At 72.1% G+C, this 17,177-nt stretch carries 20 protein-coding genes; 13 read left to right on the top strand and 7 right to left on the bottom strand.

What is annotated here, in order from left to right; genetic code table 11:
- Positions 1-28: 28 nt before the first annotated feature.
- Positions 29-751 (top strand): class I SAM-dependent methyltransferase, encoded by a 723-nt coding sequence (locus tag B7P34_RS05520; RefSeq protein ID WP_106674716.1) that lies wholly within the window; start codon positions 29-31, stop codon positions 749-751.
- Between the two features lie 52 nt (positions 752-803).
- Here B7P34_RS05520 and B7P34_RS05515 read toward each other — a convergent pair whose 3' ends face one another.
- Entirely contained in the window at positions 804-1,808 is a 1,005-nt protein-coding gene (locus tag B7P34_RS05515; protein WP_106674650.1) for a TIGR01777 family oxidoreductase, read from the bottom strand.
- Positions 1,809-1,954: 146 nt separating this feature from the next.
- Between B7P34_RS05515 and B7P34_RS05510 the strand changes: the two genes are divergently transcribed.
- The 4 genes from B7P34_RS05510 to B7P34_RS05500 all read left to right on the top strand — a co-directional run bounded on the left by B7P34_RS05510 (position 1,955) and on the right by B7P34_RS05500 (position 5,280).
- A complete protein-coding gene (locus B7P34_RS05510) occupies positions 1,955-2,830 on the top strand; it encodes a DUF692 domain-containing protein (RefSeq protein ID WP_223267535.1) in 876 nt (291 codons plus the stop codon).
- A 113-nt stretch (positions 2,831-2,943) separates the two neighbouring features.
- Positions 2,944-3,951, top strand: a complete 1,008-nt coding sequence (locus B7P34_RS05505; protein WP_106674648.1) for a TIGR04222 domain-containing membrane protein — start codon at positions 2,944-2,946, stop codon at positions 3,949-3,951.
- 66 nt (positions 3,952-4,017) lie between these two features.
- Positions 4,018-4,254, top strand: a complete 237-nt coding sequence (locus B7P34_RS38270) for a cytochrome P450 (RefSeq protein WP_223267534.1) — start codon at positions 4,018-4,020, stop codon at positions 4,252-4,254.
- 30 nt (positions 4,255-4,284) lie between these two features.
- The gene (locus B7P34_RS05500) at positions 4,285-5,280 is read left to right on the top strand and encodes a cytochrome P450 family protein (protein ID WP_223267533.1); all 996 of its coding nucleotides are present in this window, start codon (positions 4,285-4,287) and stop codon (positions 5,278-5,280) included.
- Positions 5,281-5,378: 98 nt separating this feature from the next.
- Here the strand turns inward: B7P34_RS05500 and B7P34_RS05495 are convergent, their stop codons facing one another.
- The 3 genes from B7P34_RS05495 to B7P34_RS36660 form a co-directional block, all read right to left on the bottom strand.
- Complete coding sequence (locus B7P34_RS05495; protein ID WP_223267532.1) at positions 5,379-5,972, bottom strand: GNAT family N-acetyltransferase; 594 nt, start codon at positions 5,970-5,972, stop codon at positions 5,379-5,381.
- A gap of 119 nt (positions 5,973-6,091) precedes the next feature.
- Positions 6,092-6,883 carry a DUF4232 domain-containing protein gene (locus B7P34_RS05490; RefSeq protein WP_223267531.1) on the bottom strand — a complete coding sequence of 264 codons (792 nt, stop codon included), beginning with the start codon at positions 6,881-6,883 and terminating at the stop codon, positions 6,092-6,094.
- 354 nt (positions 6,884-7,237) lie between these two features.
- The gene (locus B7P34_RS36660) at positions 7,238-8,251 is read right to left on the bottom strand and encodes a winged helix-turn-helix transcriptional regulator (protein ID WP_146166738.1); all 1,014 of its coding nucleotides are present in this window, start codon (positions 8,249-8,251) and stop codon (positions 7,238-7,240) included.
- A gap of 154 nt (positions 8,252-8,405) precedes the next feature.
- Between B7P34_RS36660 and B7P34_RS05480 the strand changes: the two genes are divergently transcribed.
- A complete protein-coding gene (locus tag B7P34_RS05480; RefSeq protein WP_106674645.1) occupies positions 8,406-9,617 on the top strand; it encodes a serine/threonine-protein kinase in 1,212 nt (403 codons plus the stop codon).
- Here the strand turns inward: B7P34_RS05480 and B7P34_RS05475 are convergent.
- Positions 9,608-9,913: a hypothetical protein gene (locus B7P34_RS05475; protein WP_106674644.1), complete on the bottom strand. Its 306-nt coding sequence runs from the start codon at positions 9,911-9,913 to the stop codon at positions 9,608-9,610. The two genes, B7P34_RS05480 and B7P34_RS05475, sit on opposite strands and share 10 nt — an antisense overlap.
- Positions 9,914-10,142: 229 nt before the next feature.
- Here B7P34_RS05475 and B7P34_RS05470 point away from each other — a divergent pair, with 229 nt between their 5' ends.
- On the top strand, positions 10,143-10,487 hold the full coding sequence (locus tag B7P34_RS05470) for a hypothetical protein (RefSeq protein ID WP_146166737.1): 345 nt from the start codon (positions 10,143-10,145) through the stop codon (positions 10,485-10,487).
- A gap of 219 nt (positions 10,488-10,706) precedes the next feature.
- Entirely contained in the window at positions 10,707-11,021 is a 315-nt protein-coding gene (locus tag B7P34_RS05465) for a hypothetical protein (protein WP_106674642.1), read from the top strand.
- A gap of 288 nt (positions 11,022-11,309) precedes the next feature.
- Here B7P34_RS05465 and B7P34_RS05455 read toward each other — a convergent pair whose 3' ends face one another.
- A complete protein-coding gene (locus B7P34_RS05455) occupies positions 11,310-11,918 on the bottom strand; it encodes a CAP domain-containing protein (protein ID WP_106674640.1) in 609 nt (202 codons plus the stop codon).
- A gap of 210 nt (positions 11,919-12,128) precedes the next feature.
- On the opposite strand from B7P34_RS05455, the gene B7P34_RS05450 reads away from it, so the two are divergent.
- The 4 genes from B7P34_RS05450 (at position 12,129) to B7P34_RS05435 (ending at position 15,352) form a co-directional block, all read left to right on the top strand.
- A complete protein-coding gene (locus B7P34_RS05450) occupies positions 12,129-12,503 on the top strand; it encodes a PRD domain-containing protein (protein ID WP_106674715.1) in 375 nt (124 codons plus the stop codon).
- A gap of 44 nt (positions 12,504-12,547) precedes the next feature.
- Entirely contained in the window at positions 12,548-12,904 is a 357-nt protein-coding gene (locus B7P34_RS05445) for a DUF2620 domain-containing protein (RefSeq protein WP_106674639.1), read from the top strand.
- An 88-nt stretch (positions 12,905-12,992) separates the two neighbouring features.
- Entirely contained in the window at positions 12,993-14,318 is a 1,326-nt protein-coding gene (locus tag B7P34_RS05440) for a YhfT family protein (protein ID WP_223267530.1), read from the top strand.
- Positions 14,319-14,395: 77 nt separating this feature from the next.
- Entirely contained in the window at positions 14,396-15,352 is a 957-nt protein-coding gene (locus B7P34_RS05435) for a phosphotriesterase family protein (protein ID WP_223267529.1), read from the top strand.
- A 287-nt stretch (positions 15,353-15,639) separates the two neighbouring features.
- On the opposite strand, the gene B7P34_RS05430 is transcribed toward B7P34_RS05435, so the two are convergent.
- Complete coding sequence (locus B7P34_RS05430) at positions 15,640-16,038, bottom strand: cupin domain-containing protein (RefSeq protein WP_106674637.1); 399 nt, start codon at positions 16,036-16,038, stop codon at positions 15,640-15,642.
- A gap of 52 nt (positions 16,039-16,090) precedes the next feature.
- Between B7P34_RS05430 and B7P34_RS05425 the strand changes: the two genes are divergently transcribed.
- Positions 16,091-17,140 (top strand): GlxA family transcriptional regulator, encoded by a 1,050-nt coding sequence (locus B7P34_RS05425; RefSeq protein WP_106674636.1) that lies wholly within the window; start codon positions 16,091-16,093, stop codon positions 17,138-17,140.
- Positions 17,141-17,177: the final 37 nt, after the last annotated feature.

Here is a 17,177-nt window from a genome sequence, read left to right as displayed (position 1 = left end):
GCTTCGTTGGGGGGACATGAAGACGACCATGAGACCGGGACATCACGGCACCGGACCCGGGGAGATCACTCCGGACGGCTGCGCCGTCGAGTTCTACGCGCGGCTGCCCGTCGGGAAGGAACCCGACATCATCGCGGCGGCCGTACCGGCCCGTGCGCGCATCCTGGAGCTGGGGTGCGGAGTGGGGCGCGTGACCCGGCCCCTGCTGGAGCGGGGGTTCACGGTCACGGCCGTGGACGAGTCGCCGCACATGCTCGACCGGGTGCGTGGGGTGCACGGGGTGCGCAAGGTGTGCAGCCCCATCGAGAACCTCGACCTGGGCGAGACGTTCGACGTGGTGATGCTCGCCTCCTTCCTCGTGCACACCGGCGACTCCGAGCTGCGGCGGGCACTGCTGCGCACCTGTGCCCGGCATCTCGCGCCGGACGGCTGCGTACTGATCCAGCGCGAGGGTGAGAACTTCCACACGGAGGTGCCGCGTGAGCGCACCGACCCCAGCGGTTTCACCACGCGGGTGGCCTCGGTGGAGCCGGCCGGTGACGGAGTGAACTCGTTCCGCGTGGAGTACGAGTTCCCGGACGTCACATGGACGCAGACGTTCCGGTCCCGGCCGCTGACGACGGAGCAGTTCGAGGCCGCCCTGGCGGAGGCCGGCCTGAAGGTGGACGCGTACCTGACGGAGGACCGGATATGGGTACGGGCGGTCCACGCGGACCAGGGACCCTCCAGGTCCACCCCGGCCGGGGCTTAGGCCCGACCGACCGGGCACGAGCCCGCCCGGGCCGCCCGGTGGAATGAGCGGCCTACGGCGTCGCCGGTGTGCGGTCGGCGCCCGACGGAGTCGTGGGGCCGGTCCAGTGCCGGCGCCGGCGACCTCGTACGCGCCCCACGAGGTCGCCTGCCGCAGCCGGCCACTGGGGGTACCGGAAGTCGAATCCCGCGTCGAGCAGGCGGCCGGGGATCACGCGCCGGCTCTTCAGCAGGAGTTCGGTGTCCGAGCGCAGCGCAAAGGCGCCGAGTTCGGCCATGCCCTTCGTCGCGGGCAGGCCCACCGGAACTCCCGAGGCGGTGCGCAGCGCGTGCATGAACATGCGCTGCGGGAGGGGGCCGGGCGCCGCGAGGTTGACGGGTCCGGCGATGTCGTCACGGGCGGTCAGGAACTGGACGGCGCGGGCGAAGTCGTGGTCGTGGATCCACGAGACGTACTGTGCGCCACCGGCGACCGGGCCGCCGAGGCCGAGCCGTGCCAGCCGCAGCAGGACGTCGAAGACGCCGCCTCGGTCGGGGCTCATCACCATGGCGGAGCGCAGGGCGACCTTGCGGGTGTGCGGGGTGTCGGCGTTCGCCTGCTCGCGTTCCCAGGCCTTGGCGATGTCGACGCTGTAGGCCCAGTAGCCCGGAACTCCCGGTTCGGCCCCTCCGATGACGCCGGTCCGCTCGTCGTTGGGCGCGTCGAAGCGATGGGCGTAGATCGTCGCGGTGCTCATCTGCAGCCAGACCCGTGGCGGGTGCGCGGCGGCGGCGATCGCCTCGCCCACGGCCCGGGTGGAACGCACGCGAGAGTCCATCATGGCCTGCAGGTGAGGGGCGGTGTACCGGCAGCTGACGCTCCGGCCGGCCAGATTGATGACCACGTCGCTGCCGTCGATCACCTCGGCCCAGGGCCCCACGGTCCTCCCGTCCCACGGGACTTCGCCGGGGCGGGCGGGCTGTCTGCTGAGCACGGTGACCTCGTGCCCGGCGGCGCTCAGCGCACGGTTCAGGACGGTGCCCACCTGCCCGGTCCCCCCGGGTATCACGATCTTCATGCGGCGTCGCCTCCCTCATGTGGTGAGAGAAACCATACTCAAAGTTGAACGCGTTCAAAATCGCATGCCGTCATTGTCGTACCGTCGGAGCGAAGCCGCACTCAAGGGCAGTCAAGGGCAGTCGAGGGGAACGAAAGGGGATGACAGTGAATGAATCGTCTGGAACCCGGCCCGCGCTCGGGGTGGGCATCGGCTGGCGGGACGAGATCGACGTCGTCGTGGAGCAACTCCCGGGCGTCGCATGGGTCGAGGTCGTCGCCGAGAACATCTGCCCGGAGCACCTGCCGACATCGATCCGGCTCCTACGCGATCGCCGAGTTCCCGTCATCCCGCACGGCGTTGCGCTCGGCCTGGGCGGCGCCGACACTCCGGACATGGCTCGGGTGGACAGGCTGGCTCGGGTCGCGTCCGCCTTGGACGCGCCTCTGGTGACGGAACACGTGGCCTTCGTGAGGAGCGGAGGGATGGAGGCCGGGCACCTGCTGCCGGTGCCCCGTACCCGCGAGGCGCTGAAGGTGATCGCGGAGAACGTCCGGATCGCACAGCAGGAACTGCCCGTACCGCTTGCGCTGGAGAACATCGCCCCTCTTTTCGCCTGGCCCGAGGACGAGTTGTCCGAAGCGCAGTTCCTCACCGAACTGACCGACCGGACGGGCGTGGGACTGCTCGTCGACGTCGCCAACCTCTACACCAGGCAGATCAATCTGGGGGTGGATGCCGCGGCCGAGATCGCCGCGCTGCCGATGGAGAGGATCTCGTACGTCCACGTGGCGGGCGGCCGGCTGGTCGACGGGGTGTGGCACGACACGCACGAACATCCCCTGTCCCGGCCCGTACTGGAACTGCTGGCGGAACTGTGCGGGCGCATGAAGCCTCCCGGAGTACTGCTGGAACGGGACGGCAACTACCCTCCGCCCCACGAGCTCGCCGGTGAACTGGAAATGATCCGCAAGGCGCTGCAGGGCAGCGCGGCCGAAAGCCCCGTACCGCCCGCGCTGCCCGTGCTCCCCGCCTCGGGGTGACCGGGACCCTGAAAAGCAGGAGAAAACGAGGCAGCAGGCCCGCACCGCTCGTCGTATCATCTCGATGTCCCGGCTCATTCGGCATCAATCGCCCGGAGAACCGAGGGGAATTCATGTGGACCATACCCTTCCTCATTTGCACCGCACTCGTGGCTACGGGCGCATGGCACCTCCGTAAAGCTTTCCTGTCCCTGCGACGCACCCCCGCCCCGGATGCCCTCTCGCCGCAGGAGCTCTCGTTGTTCGACGTCGCCTACCTCCACGGCGGTACGGCACACGCAGCGGTGACGGCCTTCCTGGCCATGCGCCTCGAAGGCCGGCTGATCCTCTCCCGCTCCGGCACGGTCACGGTGACGGATCCCGCCCCGCGCAACGACGTCGAAGGCGCGATCATCAGCGCGGCCGGTCCCACCCGCCAAAAGGCTCTGCGTGAACTGGCCCCCGGCGTGCGCACCAGCGCGGCCGTCCGGGCGCTCGGCGTACGGCTGACCCGTGAAGGGGCAATTCTGCAGCCCATCACGGTGGACGGGTTCCGCTACCTGGCCAAGCACCGGGCATTCCACGGCTGGATGCTCGTCGCGGCGCTTGTCGTCGGAGTCGTGACCGTACCGGTCGCCACGGCGACCGGAAATGGAGGCCTACCTTCCCTTCTCGCTTTCCTGCTCCTTCTCGCACTGGGCTCCGTACCGGTTTTCCGCTACCGCATTCCGGACCCCCTCAGGAGCGGCAAAGAGCACCGGCGACAGTTCGCGTCACTGCAGGGCGACGCCGCCTGGCAGCCGGCCGACGTGGGACTTGCCACCGAGACCACCGCGGCGCTCAAACCCTTCGCACTGGGCAGCACCACGCATGTGCCGGGGATGGCGGACGACGAGGTGCAGACGCTTCTCAACGAATTCAGGATTGTCGCGTCCGCCGGCGATCGGCGGTCGGCAGCCACCGCAGCCACCGCCACCGCCGCGGCGGCGGGCGCGGCTGCCACCGGCTACTCAAGCGGATCCACGCCCCCCGGCCAGGGCGGATGCGGTGGCAGCGACGGGTCCGCCGGAGGTCACAGCAGTTGCGGGGGCCACAGTTGCGGCGGTGGATGCGGTGGAGGGTGCGGCGGCTGCGGGGGCTGACAGAACGGCTCCCCGCCTGCTGCGGCCCTCGCCGCCACCCCTCATCCGTCCCCCGAGGAGACTCCGATGCCGGACCGGTCCGACACACCGCACCGCCTCGACCCGGCAGGATCCGAACAGCACGCAGTCAACGAGCGGTTGCGTGCGCAGGGCCCCGCCGTTCCCGTCACCCTGCCCGGCGAGGTCGCCTCCGTCGCGGTCACCCGGTACGAGGAACTGAAGGAGTTCCTCGCCCACCCCGACGTCGCCAAGAACGCCCGCCACTTCACGGCGCTGCGCGAAGGCGCCATACCGCCGGGGTGACCGCTCACCACCTTCGCCACCGTCGAGGGCATGACCACCGCGGACGGGGACGACCACCGGCGGCTGCGCGCACTGGTCACCCAGGTCTTCACGCCTCGCCGCATCGAGGGGTTACGGCCGCGTGTCGAGGAGCTGACGGCCCGGCTGCTGCACACGCTCGACGAGGCGGCGCTCGACGCGGAGACGGGCGCCTCGGCGGTGGTCGACCTGCGCGAGCACTTCGCCCTCCCCCTGCCCATGGCAGTCATCAGCGAACTGCTCGGCGTCGACCCCGGCATGCGGGGACAGCTGCACCAGTTGTCGAACCTGATCGTGAGCACCACGACCAGCCCCGAGCGCGCCCTGGCCGCCAACCGTGCCATGGCCGACATCCTCGGCAGCGTCGTCGTCCGACGCCGTGCCGCCCCGGGTGACGACCTCACCAGCGCCCTCCTGGCCGCGCAGGCCGAGGACGGCGACCGGCTCACCGACCGCGAACTGGTCGGCACCCTGCTGCTGATGGTCATCGCCGGGCACGAGACCACGCTCAACCTCATCACCAACGCGGTACGGGCACTGTGCACGCACCCGGAACAGCTCGCGCTCGTACGCGCAGGAAAGGCCGACTGGGGTGACGTGGTCGAGGAGACCCTGCGCTACGACAGCCCGGTGAGCTTCTTCCCCTTCCGCTACCCCGTCCGTGACCTGAAGGTCGGTGACACGGTCATTCCCCGGGGCACCCCGGTGCTCGCCTCGTACACCGCCGCCGGGCGCGACGAGCGCGCGTACGGACCCGACGCGTCCCGCTTCGACGTCACCCGCCGGCCCCCGGTCCGGCACCTCTCCTTCGGGCACGGCCCGCACTACTGCCTGGGCGCAGCACTGGCCCGGCTGGAAGCGACGACCGCCTTGGCGGCCCTCTTCGACCGCTACCCGGACCTCGCGCTCGCCGTCCCCGACGACGACCTGCCCCGGCACCCGAGCTTCGTGGGCAACAGCACGGAGACCCTGCCGGTCCGGCTGCGTCCGGAGACCCCGCAGCGGTGAGGCCGCCGCACGTCCCGGCCGGGCGGGACCGGGCATTACCGCCTCGGCCTACGGGGTGGCGGCCCTGCACCCTTGGGTGAAGCGAGGGGAAGCGTTCCCTAAGCGATCCGCTTCTCCAGCCAGGCCACGTCCCAGAAGGTGCCGAACTTGCGGCCCACCTGGCCGAGCAGGCCCACCGGGCGGAAGCCGAAGCGTTCGTGCAGCCGCATGGACGCTGCGTTCGGCTGTGTGATGCCGGCGTACGCGCGGTGGACGTCCTCGTGGGCCAGGGTTTCGAGGAGGGCGCTGTACAGCAGGCCGCCCAGGCCGCGCCCCGTGTGGTCGGGCCCCAGGTAGATGCTGGTCTCCACCGAGGTCTCGTACGCGCGCTTGTCGCGGAACGGGCTGCTGGTGGCGTAGCCCAGGATCCGGCCCGCCTCCTCCGCGACGAGCAGGCGGTGGCGGCCGGCGGCAGGGTGGGAGTCCAGCCAGGCGCGGCGTTCCTCGACGGTGACCGGATCGATGTCGAAGGTGACCGGGGTGTGGGCCACGTAGTGGTTGTAGATCTCGGTGAGCTCGGCGAGATCGCCGTCCACTCCCGGCCGGACGCGTATGCCTGTGGTGGCGCGTGCAGTGGCGCCCGTCGTGATGCCCGCGGTGACGCGTGCCGTGCTTCCCGTCGTGCCCTCGGCCATACGTGGTCCCTTCGCCATCGCCGGTTCCTGCCCTGCCCTCCCCTGACCTGCCCTGTCGCCGGACGTTACAAGGGGACTGTTACGTACATATCCTGGCCGCACAACGCTGCGTCAAGTGACCGCGGGCCACCGCCCTCTCACTGCTGAACGGGGGCAGTGGGCGCGGACGGTCGATCCGGCGCCCGGGAACCGGACGCGCCTCCAGCGCCCGGTGCGCGCGTGTCGTCCTTCTTCCAGGGGCCGACACCGAGTTTCCCCGTCGTACCCAGGTCGAGTTCCGGGATCACCGTCACGGGGGCGGCGCCGGACTGCGCCCGCACCCTGGCGTAGGGGGCGTTCACGGCGTCGCCGCCGCCGACCGTGTTGCGCCAGACCAGGACGGCGTAGGCCCGCTCGCCCTGCTGCAGAGTCATGGGCCGGGGCGACCCGTCGGCTCCGGTGCTCTGCGCGACCTCGCTGCCTCGGACGGTCTCCACACCGCTGAGGACCTGATGCCGCTCGTCGAGGACTTGCAGCTGCGGGTAGCCGTTGAGCCGGTAGGGCTGCGTACCGCAGTTTTCGAGGTGGAGTGCCAGGACGCGCAGTCCCATGGCGGCGTCACCGTCCTCGTCCGCGTACACGCGCACTCCCGAAGAGGGGCAGGTGCCGCCTGTGGACGGGGCTTCGCCGGCGGGGACGCTCCTCACCTTCGTGATCCGTACGCGCGCGCTGTCCTGTGTGCTCGGAAGGAGGTCGCGCATGTCGACGATGCGCTGCGTGGTCTCACCGGGCTTCACCGACGGCACCGTCTGCTTCGTCGTCTCCAACGCGGCCCCGGAACCCGACAGGAGGGTGAAGGTGACGGTGTAGCTGAGGGCTTCCTTCTCCTTGTTGGTGACCTCGAACCCGAAGCAGGGGTGCGGGATCCGCCCGGTCCCCGTGATCCTCACACCGTCCTTGGCGGGCTCGCCGCCGGCGCTTGCTGAAGGGGTGGAAGAGGCGGAAGGAGCGGAGGCGGCGCCGGAGGGCCGGGGCTCGCACGAGAACTCACCGGCAGGCCCCGACGAACGTGCGGCCCCGGCCGGCGTCCGCCCGTCCTGCCGCGCGCCGGCCGATTCCGATCCGCACGCCGTGAGGAGCAGGACGCCGGACAGGGCGAGGGGAAGAACGGGGAGAGTGCGGACGATGCGGGAATTGCCGCGCGCGGAGTGAGCGGAGTGAGCCGAACTGGTCTGGACCATGCCCTGTTATAACTCACACCACAGCCTTGTGTCACAGCCAGGACATAGGGGGCACAGGGTGGTTCAGGCACCTGCCGCCGCTTCGGCAGCGGTGAACGGCACTCCGAAGACCGCTGCCATGCGCAGCCCCGCGCCCGGATCCCCCGTGGCCGTGGCGACCCCTGTGCCGAAGGCGTCCTCCAGGGACAGTGTGCCCGCCCCCAGCTTGAGGAAGGTGGCCAGGTCGGTGCTCAACGTGACGTCCGCGTCGTCGGCGGGCCCCGGGCACATCTGCAGCTCCCCGTCGTCCACCCGGGCGTGAAAGGCGAACTCGCCGAGGAGAAACCCGTACGTCTCGTGGACACCCCGCGCCGCCTCCGGACGGAACGTGGAGCCGACGGCGCCGATGATGCCGTACCGGCCCCCCGTGTCGTCCAAGTGACCCCCGAGGATGCTGACGGCGCGACCGCCGGCCTCGACGGCGCCGGGCCCTCCCTCGACCCGGGCGAGGCCTCGCTCCAGCACGTCCGGGATTTCCAGGAGCCGGGCGCCCATCGCCATGAACGTGGCGAGGTCCGTGGTGACGCTGCAGGCCGCGGCCCGCTCCGTGGCCGGGCCGTAGCGCACGTCGAGCGTGCCGTCCTCGACACGGAGGTGGAAGACGTCCCCGTCCACGTCGAACTCGTACGTCTCACTGACCCCGCGGGCGAGTTCGGGGCGGAAGCCGGCACGCACGCAGCCGAGGAGCCATCCGATCCGGAAGCGCTCGCCCGGGCGGGGCGGGACATTCCGGAGGCGCAGCCCCCAGCGCGTGAGCTCGTCGACGACGGGGCGCATGGCCGCGCCCAGTTCCGTCAGTTCGTAGACGGTCGTCGCGGCCGGAGGCGGGAGCTTGGCCTGCGTGACGACGCCGGCCTCGCGGAGCGCGCGCAGCCGCTCGGCGAGGACGTTGGGGCCGATGCCGGGGAGCCCTTCGGCGAGGTCGGTGTACCGCCTCGGCCCGAGGAGGAGCTCGCGCACGATCAGCAGGGTCCAGCGGCCGCCGACCACGTCCAGGGCGCGGGCCGCGGGACAGAACTGGTCGTAGCTGCGCCCCATGCCGAAGCTTCCTTATCTATTGATAGTTGCTCCTTAGCCTTCCTACAGTAGCGGTCAACCTGCTTGGGCCGTAGTCGAGTTGATCAATCTCGATCAAGAGTGGACCGACGCGCTCCGCACGGGGTCCGAGAGGGCGAGAAGAGGGGGACAGCGGATGGCCGGCATCGGCATCAGGCCGCTCGGCACGGACGATCCGACGAGACTCGGGCCGTACCGGCTCCTGTGGCGGCTCACCACGGGTGGCATGGGACGGCTCTACCTGGCGCGGTCCACGGGGGACGGGCCGCTCGTCGCGGTCAAGACCCTGCTCGGCGAAGGGTTCGTCAGCGACGTCGACCGGAAGCGGTTCCACCGCGAAGTGGACCTGGCGCGGCGGATCGACAGCGAGTACACGGCCCGCGTGCTCGACGCGGACCCGCGCGCACCCCGGCCCTGGATGGCCATCGAGTACGTGCCCGCGCCGTCGCTCGGGGACCTGGTCCGCGAGGCGGGACCGCTGCCGCCGGGGGCGCTGGCGCGGGTCGCGGCCGGGACGGTGCAGGCCCTCATGGCCCTCCACGGCAAGGACGTCGTCCACCGCGACATCAAGCCCCAGAACATCCTGCTGCCCCTCACCGGCCCCCTCGTCATCGACTTCGGGATCTCACACGCCAGCGACAGGACGACCACGTCGCTGACGCTCGGCACCATCGACTACACCTCGCCGGAGCAGGCCCTCGGCCAGCGGTCCACCAAGGCGTCCGACGTCTTCTCGCTCGGCGCCACCCTCTTCCACCTCGCCGTGGGCCACCCGCCCTACGCCCGGACCGACGACGGTCCCCTGCAGCGGCTCGCCCGCGTGCAGACCAACCAGATCGTTCTGGAGGGCCTGCCTGCGGAACTCGCCCCGCTGATCCGTCCGTGCCTGGCCGCCAAGCCCGGCAGGCGCCCGGAACTCGACGACCTGCTGGTGGACCTCCTTGAGATGGCCGACAGGTCCCCGGCCTCCGCACGCCGGCGCGCCGAACACCGGCTGCCGGCGCGGTGGACGGCCCTGATCATCGCGTACGAGGCCCACGGGCGGGCACTGAGCGCGGACCCGGGCGGCACGACGGCGATGGCCGACGACCACACCTACCCCTTGCCACCGGCGCCGCCCACCCTCCTCGACACCCTGGAACGGTCGGCGCGCCGGGAGCGGGAGCGGCAGGCGCTCGAAGCCCGGGAGCGCAGGGAGCGGGAGCTGCGCGAGCTGGCGGATGCCGCCAGGCGGGTCAAGGCGCAGGAGGCCGAAAGGCAGCGCAGGGAAAAGGAGAGGCGCAGGGCCGAAGAGGCGAGGCGCCGGGCGGAGGACGAGTGGAACCGGAGTCACCAGAATCAGAAGTAGGCTTCGAACGCCGCCGGCGCCTGGTCGCTGGTCGCGCTGCTCGTCGTGGGGTTCGCGATCTGGCAGCCGTGGAAGAGCAGCGACCACACGTCCGACCGCACGAGCGCCGCGTCGCACCGTGCGTCGGGCAGCCCGTTCCGCAGCAGCGGCGGAGGGACCACGTCGTCCGGCACCCCCCTGGGCCTCGGCGGCGGCCCCTCACGGTCGCCGGGGCTGTCGGACACCGGCAGGCAGGCGAACACCGGGACCGGGTCCACGACCGGCAGCGGCAGCGGCAGCGGAGGCAGTAGCGGCAAGGAGCGCGACGACCCCGGCCCGCAGACGTCCTACCGCGCCCGCGACAAATGCTCCTGACCGCAAGGAAGAGGCGTTCAAAGCGGTCTCCGCCGGTGACTGCCTGCCCGTGTACGACACCGGCCGCGGCGGCGACGCCATCACCTGGAGTGCCGATGTCCCCCCGAAGCCGGTGTCCTGCAGCAGCCAGTGGGCCGGGCTCGTCCGGGTCACCGGCACGGCGGGCGGCGTGTGCCCCAGCGGCGTGGCAAGGCCTCGTGGACGTACTCCTCCTCCGGCTCCGGGAGGACCACGAAGCTCTGCGTGACCCGGATCTACCTCAAGAACTACTGCGTGCTCGGCAAGCAGTCCGGCGACAGCATCACGATCGGCCCCATGACGGCCGTGGACTGCCGGGCGCAGCGCGTCCCCGCCGCGTACAACCAGGTCATGCACATCAGCGGCGTGTACCGGGCCCCCGCGGGCGCCAACGCCGGCAACTGCCGCGAGGGCACGTACGACCGGCGACAGTACTGGGCCTGGCTGGTGAACGACGACGAAGTGCTGCTCTGCACGACCGTCTTCCGCAACAGCTGACCGGTGGTCACCGGAGCAGGGTCCGGGTGACGCGCCGGAGGCGGCGCGGGGCAGGTCGCCCTCCTCTCGGCGGCCGGGTCCTGCTCGCCGATCGTCCTGTCCGTTCCGCTCCCCTCGCCCCCTGTGCGGAATCAGCCCGTTTCCTTCGGTTCAGCTGAACCGTTGGTCCGGGTAACAGCACTTTCTGCCGCGTTTCCGCCGTTCAGGGAGGACACCATCATGCGCATTCTCCGTCCGTTCGCCGTCGTGCTCACCGGGCTCACCCTCGCCGCGGCCGGCACGGGCTCCGCGGGCGCCGCGAACGGGACGTTCGCCTGGGTCGGGCCCCAGGGCCGGACGTACTCGATCCAGAACCCGCCGGACAACAAGTGCTACGACCTCGGGCAGGAAGCGCGCGGCGCGCACAACGCGACGAAGCAGCCGGTCGTCGTCTACTCCCGGAAGAGGTGCAAGGGGGCTTCCACGCGCCTGGCTCCCGGGCAGGCCGCTCCGAGCCGCGCGCGCTTCGCCAGCGTCATCTTCAACCCGCGCTAGGGCGCCGCTCTCGGGCAGGGGCGCGGAGGTAGCGTGCGCGCCGGCGCTCGCGTGCCTTGCGGTCGGCCTTCCCGGGCCGGCCTTCGTTCCTGCTCGCGGTCGCCGTCATCGGCGTCCTGGTCCCGTTCCGGGCGGCGGCCGAGGAGCACGCCTTCGTCGCCCGGATGGGCGAAACGGCACCGGGCCGAGGACCGGTCCTCCCCCACGGCCGCCGGGGCCGGACCGGCCGGTGCCGTGCCGCCCGCCTGCGGGCGGCCGTAGGAGCGGGGTCCGTCCGTCCCCGGCCGGTCAGGCGCCGCCGCACGACGACGGGCGGGTGACGAGCCTCCGGTGCTTGCCGACGAGCACCACGTCCCAATACCGGTTCTCGTACCCCATGCCGACCGCCACCGTGTCGCGGTTCATCAAGCCTTTGAACAAGTCGTTGTTCGGGTCCGGATCCGTGGCCATGTCCGCGAAGTAGCCGTCGTGGTTGTAGCCGTAGAACAGGTACTCGAGGATGTGGGAGGAGAACACGCTCGCGTCGTTCAGCCGGGCGCGCAGGTCGCGGCCGTCGCTGCCGGTCGGGGTGAGCCGCCCCGCCCGGGCCATGTCACGGGCGTGGCTGCGCGCCACGGTGGAGACGGGCTCCGAGATCAGCAGCGCGGCCAGCCCGTGGGTCGCGCGTTCCTTGTTCACCTCGCAGACGATCCGGTCCACATTGGGGTAGTAGGCCTGCCGCGGGGCCCCGGAGGGGGCCGGGCGGTCCACGGCTGCCGTCGCGGCCCGGGGGCCGGACACGGCCGCGTGCACGGGCGGCACGGCAACGAGCAGGGTGGCGGCGGACAGGGCGGCGGCCAGGACGGACGCGGAGACGGCAGCGCGTCGCACGCTGTGCTTGTGGCTCGATGTGGTCATGCCCGGCACAACGTGCGCCCCGGCTCAGGGTTTCGCCCCGGCCCGGAAGTCGCCCCCGCACCACCCCTCGGACGCCCCGGCACGCCTGGAGCGCTGTGCCCCCGCCCGGTGCCCCGGTGTTCCAGGACTTCGCGACGGCAAGGAGCAGGCCGGTGGACACTGGACAGCGGCCTGTCCGGGGCGTTCCCGGCGAGGGAGGGAGTGGGGGCGGTGGACGAGGGGTTGGCCAGGCGGGTGCGGTTGTTCCGTGAGGGCGGTCATGTTCCGGGTGAGGTGGTGGAGTTCGTCGTGGCGGAGCTGGGACTTCTCGCGGCTGCGGGCCGGAGCGTCACGGAGGCCCGTGCCGGGATGCTGACGAGTCACCTGATGATGGCCCTGACCCGGTCGGTGAAGGGCGAGCCGGTGGATCAGGGCGCGATGGACGAGCAGGTGGCCGCGGAGCTGGCCGATCATTCTGAGGCGGTGGCCGCCGCGCGGGACCTGGCGGCCCGGGCCCGGGCGGCACTGGGTTGCCGGTTGCCCGAGTCCGAGATCGGTTTCCTGGGCATGCATCTTGCCGTCTTGTCACGATGCGCCCCCAGCTGACGCCCATGACCGAACCGGGCCGGAACGGAAGGTGACGTCTGCCCATGACGAGGATCCTCACAGGCGGGCTCGGCAAAGCCGAGGTCGCGCGCGCCGTCCGGGAACTCCGCCTGCCCGGTGTCGAAGTGGCCCTCTCCAGCGACATGGACGCCGCCGTGAAGCTCTCCGGCGGGCAGGCCGACTACTACCTCGGCACCTGCCACACCGGCGCCGGGGCGTCCCTGGGCGTACTGGTCGGCCTGCTGGGCAGTGCGGCGTGCCACACGTTCGGCAGGTCCGCTCCGTCGGAGGGCGATGTCGTTCCCTTGCTGGCGAGCGGCGTGACGGTCTTCGGCTTCGCCGTCGACCGCATCGACGCCGTCGTCCCGGTCGTCGTACGCGCCATCGCGAGAGCCCACTAGCCCCGCCCCGCCTGTTCCGGGAGGTGTCCGTCCGGTGCCACCCGCCATCACTGCCCCTGCCGTCACCACCGCCGCTGCCCGCACGCCTGTGACTTTCACCCTCGGACAGCAACTGACGGTCATCGCCGTGTGCGCGCTGACGGCTTACGTCGCGCAGCGTGCGGTGGCCGTCTTCAACGACGGCGTCCGACCGTTCCTGCTCGACTTCGTCCGCGGGCGGTCGACGCGTGGCGCCGTCGCGACGGTGTCGTTCGGTCTGTCGGCCGGCTTCGTCTTCGGTCTGGGCGCCCCGCTGGCCCTGGCGACCGGTGTGCTCAACCCATGGCTCCTCTTCCTGCCGACCGACGTGCTGGGCCTTCTCTCACCGAAGCGGTGGCTCGCCGCGCTGTCCGGCGCCGCCTGGGGCGCGGTCGTGGTCTTCGGCCTCGCCGGCGCCAACAGGCTCGCGCACAAGCTGCCGGTCGACTTCGTCACCGCCATGCAGCAGATGGCCACGCCGATCCTCTACCTCTTCACGCTGTTCCCCGTCCTGGCGGTCACCCGTCAGTTCGGCCGGCTCAGCGGCGCCGTCTGCGGCGTGATCGAACTTGCGCTGGTCGTGACGGCCCTGAAGCTGTGGCCGAAGGCCTTTCCCGGGTCGGTCGCCATGGCCGCGGGCGTCCTGCTCCTCACCGGCCTCGCGGTCCACCGAGACCTCGTGCAGCGCCGGAGGGCCGATCGGGGGCGGGCAGCGACGAAGCAGGAGCCGCGCGCAGACCGAAACAGCGACGCCGCCCCCATGACCGGCCTGTTCCGCGCCGGCGCCACCCGGCTGCGCGCGCACCTGGCGCTGTTCATGCTGCTGGGCGCCGGGATGTGCCTGCTGGCGAGTACGCATGTCTACGCCGGGGGCGAGGCCGGCGCCTTCCTGATCGCCGACGGGCGCTACGGGGCCGCAGCCCAGGTCGACTTCTACCGGGCCCTCGGCTTCATCCCACTGATCGCGACGACCGCACTGGCCTCCGGCGCGTACGGCGTCGCGGGCTTCACTCTTGTCCACCCCGTCGGATACCTGCTGCCCGGCCCCTGGCCGGCGGCGGCCGCGGGCGCTGCGACCCTCGCCGCCGAGGTCACGGCCCTGTCGTGGGCCGGCCGGGCCCTCGGCGGCCTGCCGTCGGTCCGCGACTCCTCCGAGCACCTGCGCTGCGCCATCGCCCAGACCCTGGACCTGGCGCTCCTCTTCGGCTCGCTGACCGCCGCGAACGCCATGGCCGGCGGGCTCGGCATCCTGCTCGCCGGCGGGCTGTACCTGTCCAACGAGGCGATGGGACGTCCCGTGGCGAGGATGGCCGCGGCGCCCGCCGCAGTGATCTCGGCGGGGGTCGTCTTGAACGTCCTCTCCTGGCTGCACTTGTTCACGCCGGCACCGCGATGAGCCCGCGCCCGGAAGACGCCCCGCGGGCGACGGCAGGCCCTCCGCACGCCCTCCGGACCGTCGCCGGCCTCCTTCCCGTGTCCGGCGTCCGGGGCCCGGTCCTCCCCCACGAGCACCTCGCTCTCGACCTGCGCCGCCACGGCGGCCGGGACGCCGTCCTCGACGACCGGCACACCGGCCTGATCTCCGCGGAACTGTCCGCGCTGCGCGAGCTGTTCGGACTCGCCCTGGTCGTCGACCAGACCTGCCGCGGCATGGGGCGCGACGCTGACGCGCTCCGCCGCATCTCCGCCGCCACGGGTGTCGCCGTGGTGGCGTCCACCGGGTGGTACTACGGGCCGTTCCTTCCACCCGAGGTGCAGCACGCACGTGTCGACGACCTCGTCGGCGCATTGGTCCGGGACGTCGAGGAAGGGATCGGCCCGGCGCGCGTCCGGCCCGGATTCACACGCGTCCGGCCCGGGCTCATCGGTGAAGTCGGCAGCAGCGGCGACCGGCCCGGCGCACTGGAGCGGAAGACACTGACGGCCGCGGCCAGGGCAGCCGTCCTTACGGGACTGCCCGTCGCCACGCACGCCCGGCTCGGCCGCGGCGGTCCGGCCCAGCTGGCCCTCCTGACCGCCCAGGGACTGGCCCCCGACCGCATCGCCATCGGGCACCAGGACCTCCTCGACGCCCCGGCCGTCCACCGCCGGCTCGCCCGCGAAGGGGCGTACGTCGCCTTCGACACCATCGGCAAGGACTCCTACCAGAGCGACACGGTCCGCCTGCGGCTGCTCCTCGCCCTGCTCGATGCCGGGCACGCCGACCGCGTCCTGCTCTCCTGCGACGTCTCCCGTCACGCCTACCTCAGCGGCCACGGCGGAACGGGGTACGGGCACCTGTTCCGCACCTTCCTCCCCATGGCGCGGGCCGCGGGCATCGGCGACGACCTGCTGGACCTCATGACCCGCCGCAATCCGCTCCGCTTCCTGACCGGCACCGCCCCGCCCAACCGACCCGCCGGCCCGCCAAACCCCCGCGCCACAGCGTGAGTTCATGCGGTAGTTCACCACTTCGTCCACGAGGCCATGCGCACCGGTGCCTTCACCGTCGGCGAGGGCGATCCCGTCGGCACGCCGCTCGCCGGGGCCCGGCAACTCGTCCCCGTCCTGCGCCCGGACGGCACCCTGCCGGGCGTCGTCACCCGCCGTGCGCTCACCGACGCCGCTGCGCCCGACGGCAAGGCCACCGTCTCCGATCTCGCCCGGCAGCCGCGCCGGCGCCCAGCCCCTGACCCGGTTCACGCCGCCGGCGGATCGCCTTTCCTCCGCGCCGGCCGTCAGCGGTCGAGGGCGTGTCCGGTCGTCGCGTCGACGTGGTCGGGGATCTCGTCGTGCCGGTCGCCGACCGTCGGCGTCCCGGTGGGCTCGAACATGAGGATCGCGGCGCCGGTGGCGGAGGACGGCTTGTGCTCCGTACCGCGCGGGACGGTGAAGACGCTGCCCTGCGGCAGGCGGACCGTGCGCTCTCCGGCCGGCTCCCGCAGGGAGATGTCCAGCTCGCCCTCCAGAACCAGGAAGAACTCGTCGGTCTCGTCGTGGACGTGCCAGATGTGCTCGCCGCGGACCTTCGCGACGCGGACGTCGTAGTCGTTGACGCGGGTGACGATGCGGGGGCTCCAGAAGGCGTCGAAGGATGCGAGGGCCTTGCCGAGGGCGATGGGGTGGTCGTTGCTCATGCAGGCATCGTCGCCGGTTGAGCTCGCCCTGCGTGAGTGCTAGGAATCGCACATGCCGCAAGATTCCTCGCACCACGACGACTCGTACCAAGGCTCGCACCACGACGCGCGCCCGTCCCGGCAGCCGGGCCCCGCGCAGGCGTCGGCACCGCACCGGGTCGTCGTGATCGTGGACGAGAACTCCAACCCCTTCGAGCTCGGTTGCACGACGGAGGTCTTCGGCCTGCACAGGCCCGAGATCGACCGCGCGCTGTACGACTTCCGCCTCTGCTCGCCCGAGCCCAGCACCCTGATGCGGGACGGGTTCTTCACGCTCACGGGAGTCGCCGGCCTGGAGGCGGCCGACGCGGCGGACACCCTGATCGTTCCCAACCGGCCCGACGTCGACGTCCCCCGCCGCCCCGCCGTCCTCGACGCCGTCCGGCGGGCGCATGCGCGCGGTGCGCGACTGGTCGGGCTGTGCAGCGGCGCCTTCACCCTCGCCGAGGCCGGGGTGCTCGACGGGCGCCGGGCCACGGCGCACTGGCAGTGGGCCGACTCCTTCCGGGCCCGTTTCCCCGCCGTCCGCCTGGAGGAGAACGTGCTCTTCGTCGACGACGGGGACGTCCTCACGGCGGCGGGGAGCGCGGCCGCGCTGGACCTCGGGCTGCACATCGTCCGCCGCGACCACGGGGCCGGCGTCGCCAACGCGGTCAGCCGGCGGCTGGTCTTCGCCGCGCACCGCGACGGCGGGCAGCAGCAGTTCATCGAGCGTCCCGTGCCCGACCTGCCCGACGAGTCCCTCGCGCCCGTACTGGCCTGGGCCCAGGAGCACCTGGAGATGCCCCTGACGGTGTCCGACCTGGCGGCGCGCGCCGCGGTCAGCCCGGCGACGCTGCACCGCCGCTTCCGGGCCCAGCTCGGCACCACTCCCCTGGCCTGGCTCACCCGGGAACGCCTCGCCCTGGCGTGCCGCCTCATCGAACGGGGCGCCACACAAGTGGAGACCGTCGCGCGGCGCAGCGGGCTGGGCACCGCCGCCAACCTGCGCGCGCTGATGCGCCGCGAGAGAGGGCTCACGCCCTCGGCGTACCGGCAGCGGTTCGGCCCGCCGGCCAAGTGAGCACGGCTCGTGTCCGGGCGCGCCCCGTCCCTCTTTG

Origin of the sequence: Streptosporangium nondiastaticum, assembly GCF_003011965.1 — a bacterium.
Classification (GTDB): domain Bacteria; phylum Actinomycetota; class Actinomycetes; order Streptomycetales; family Streptomycetaceae; genus Streptomyces; species Streptomyces nondiastaticus.
The sequence above is the reverse complement of the archived record's forward strand: the minus strand, read 5'-3'. Positions and strand labels throughout refer to the sequence as shown.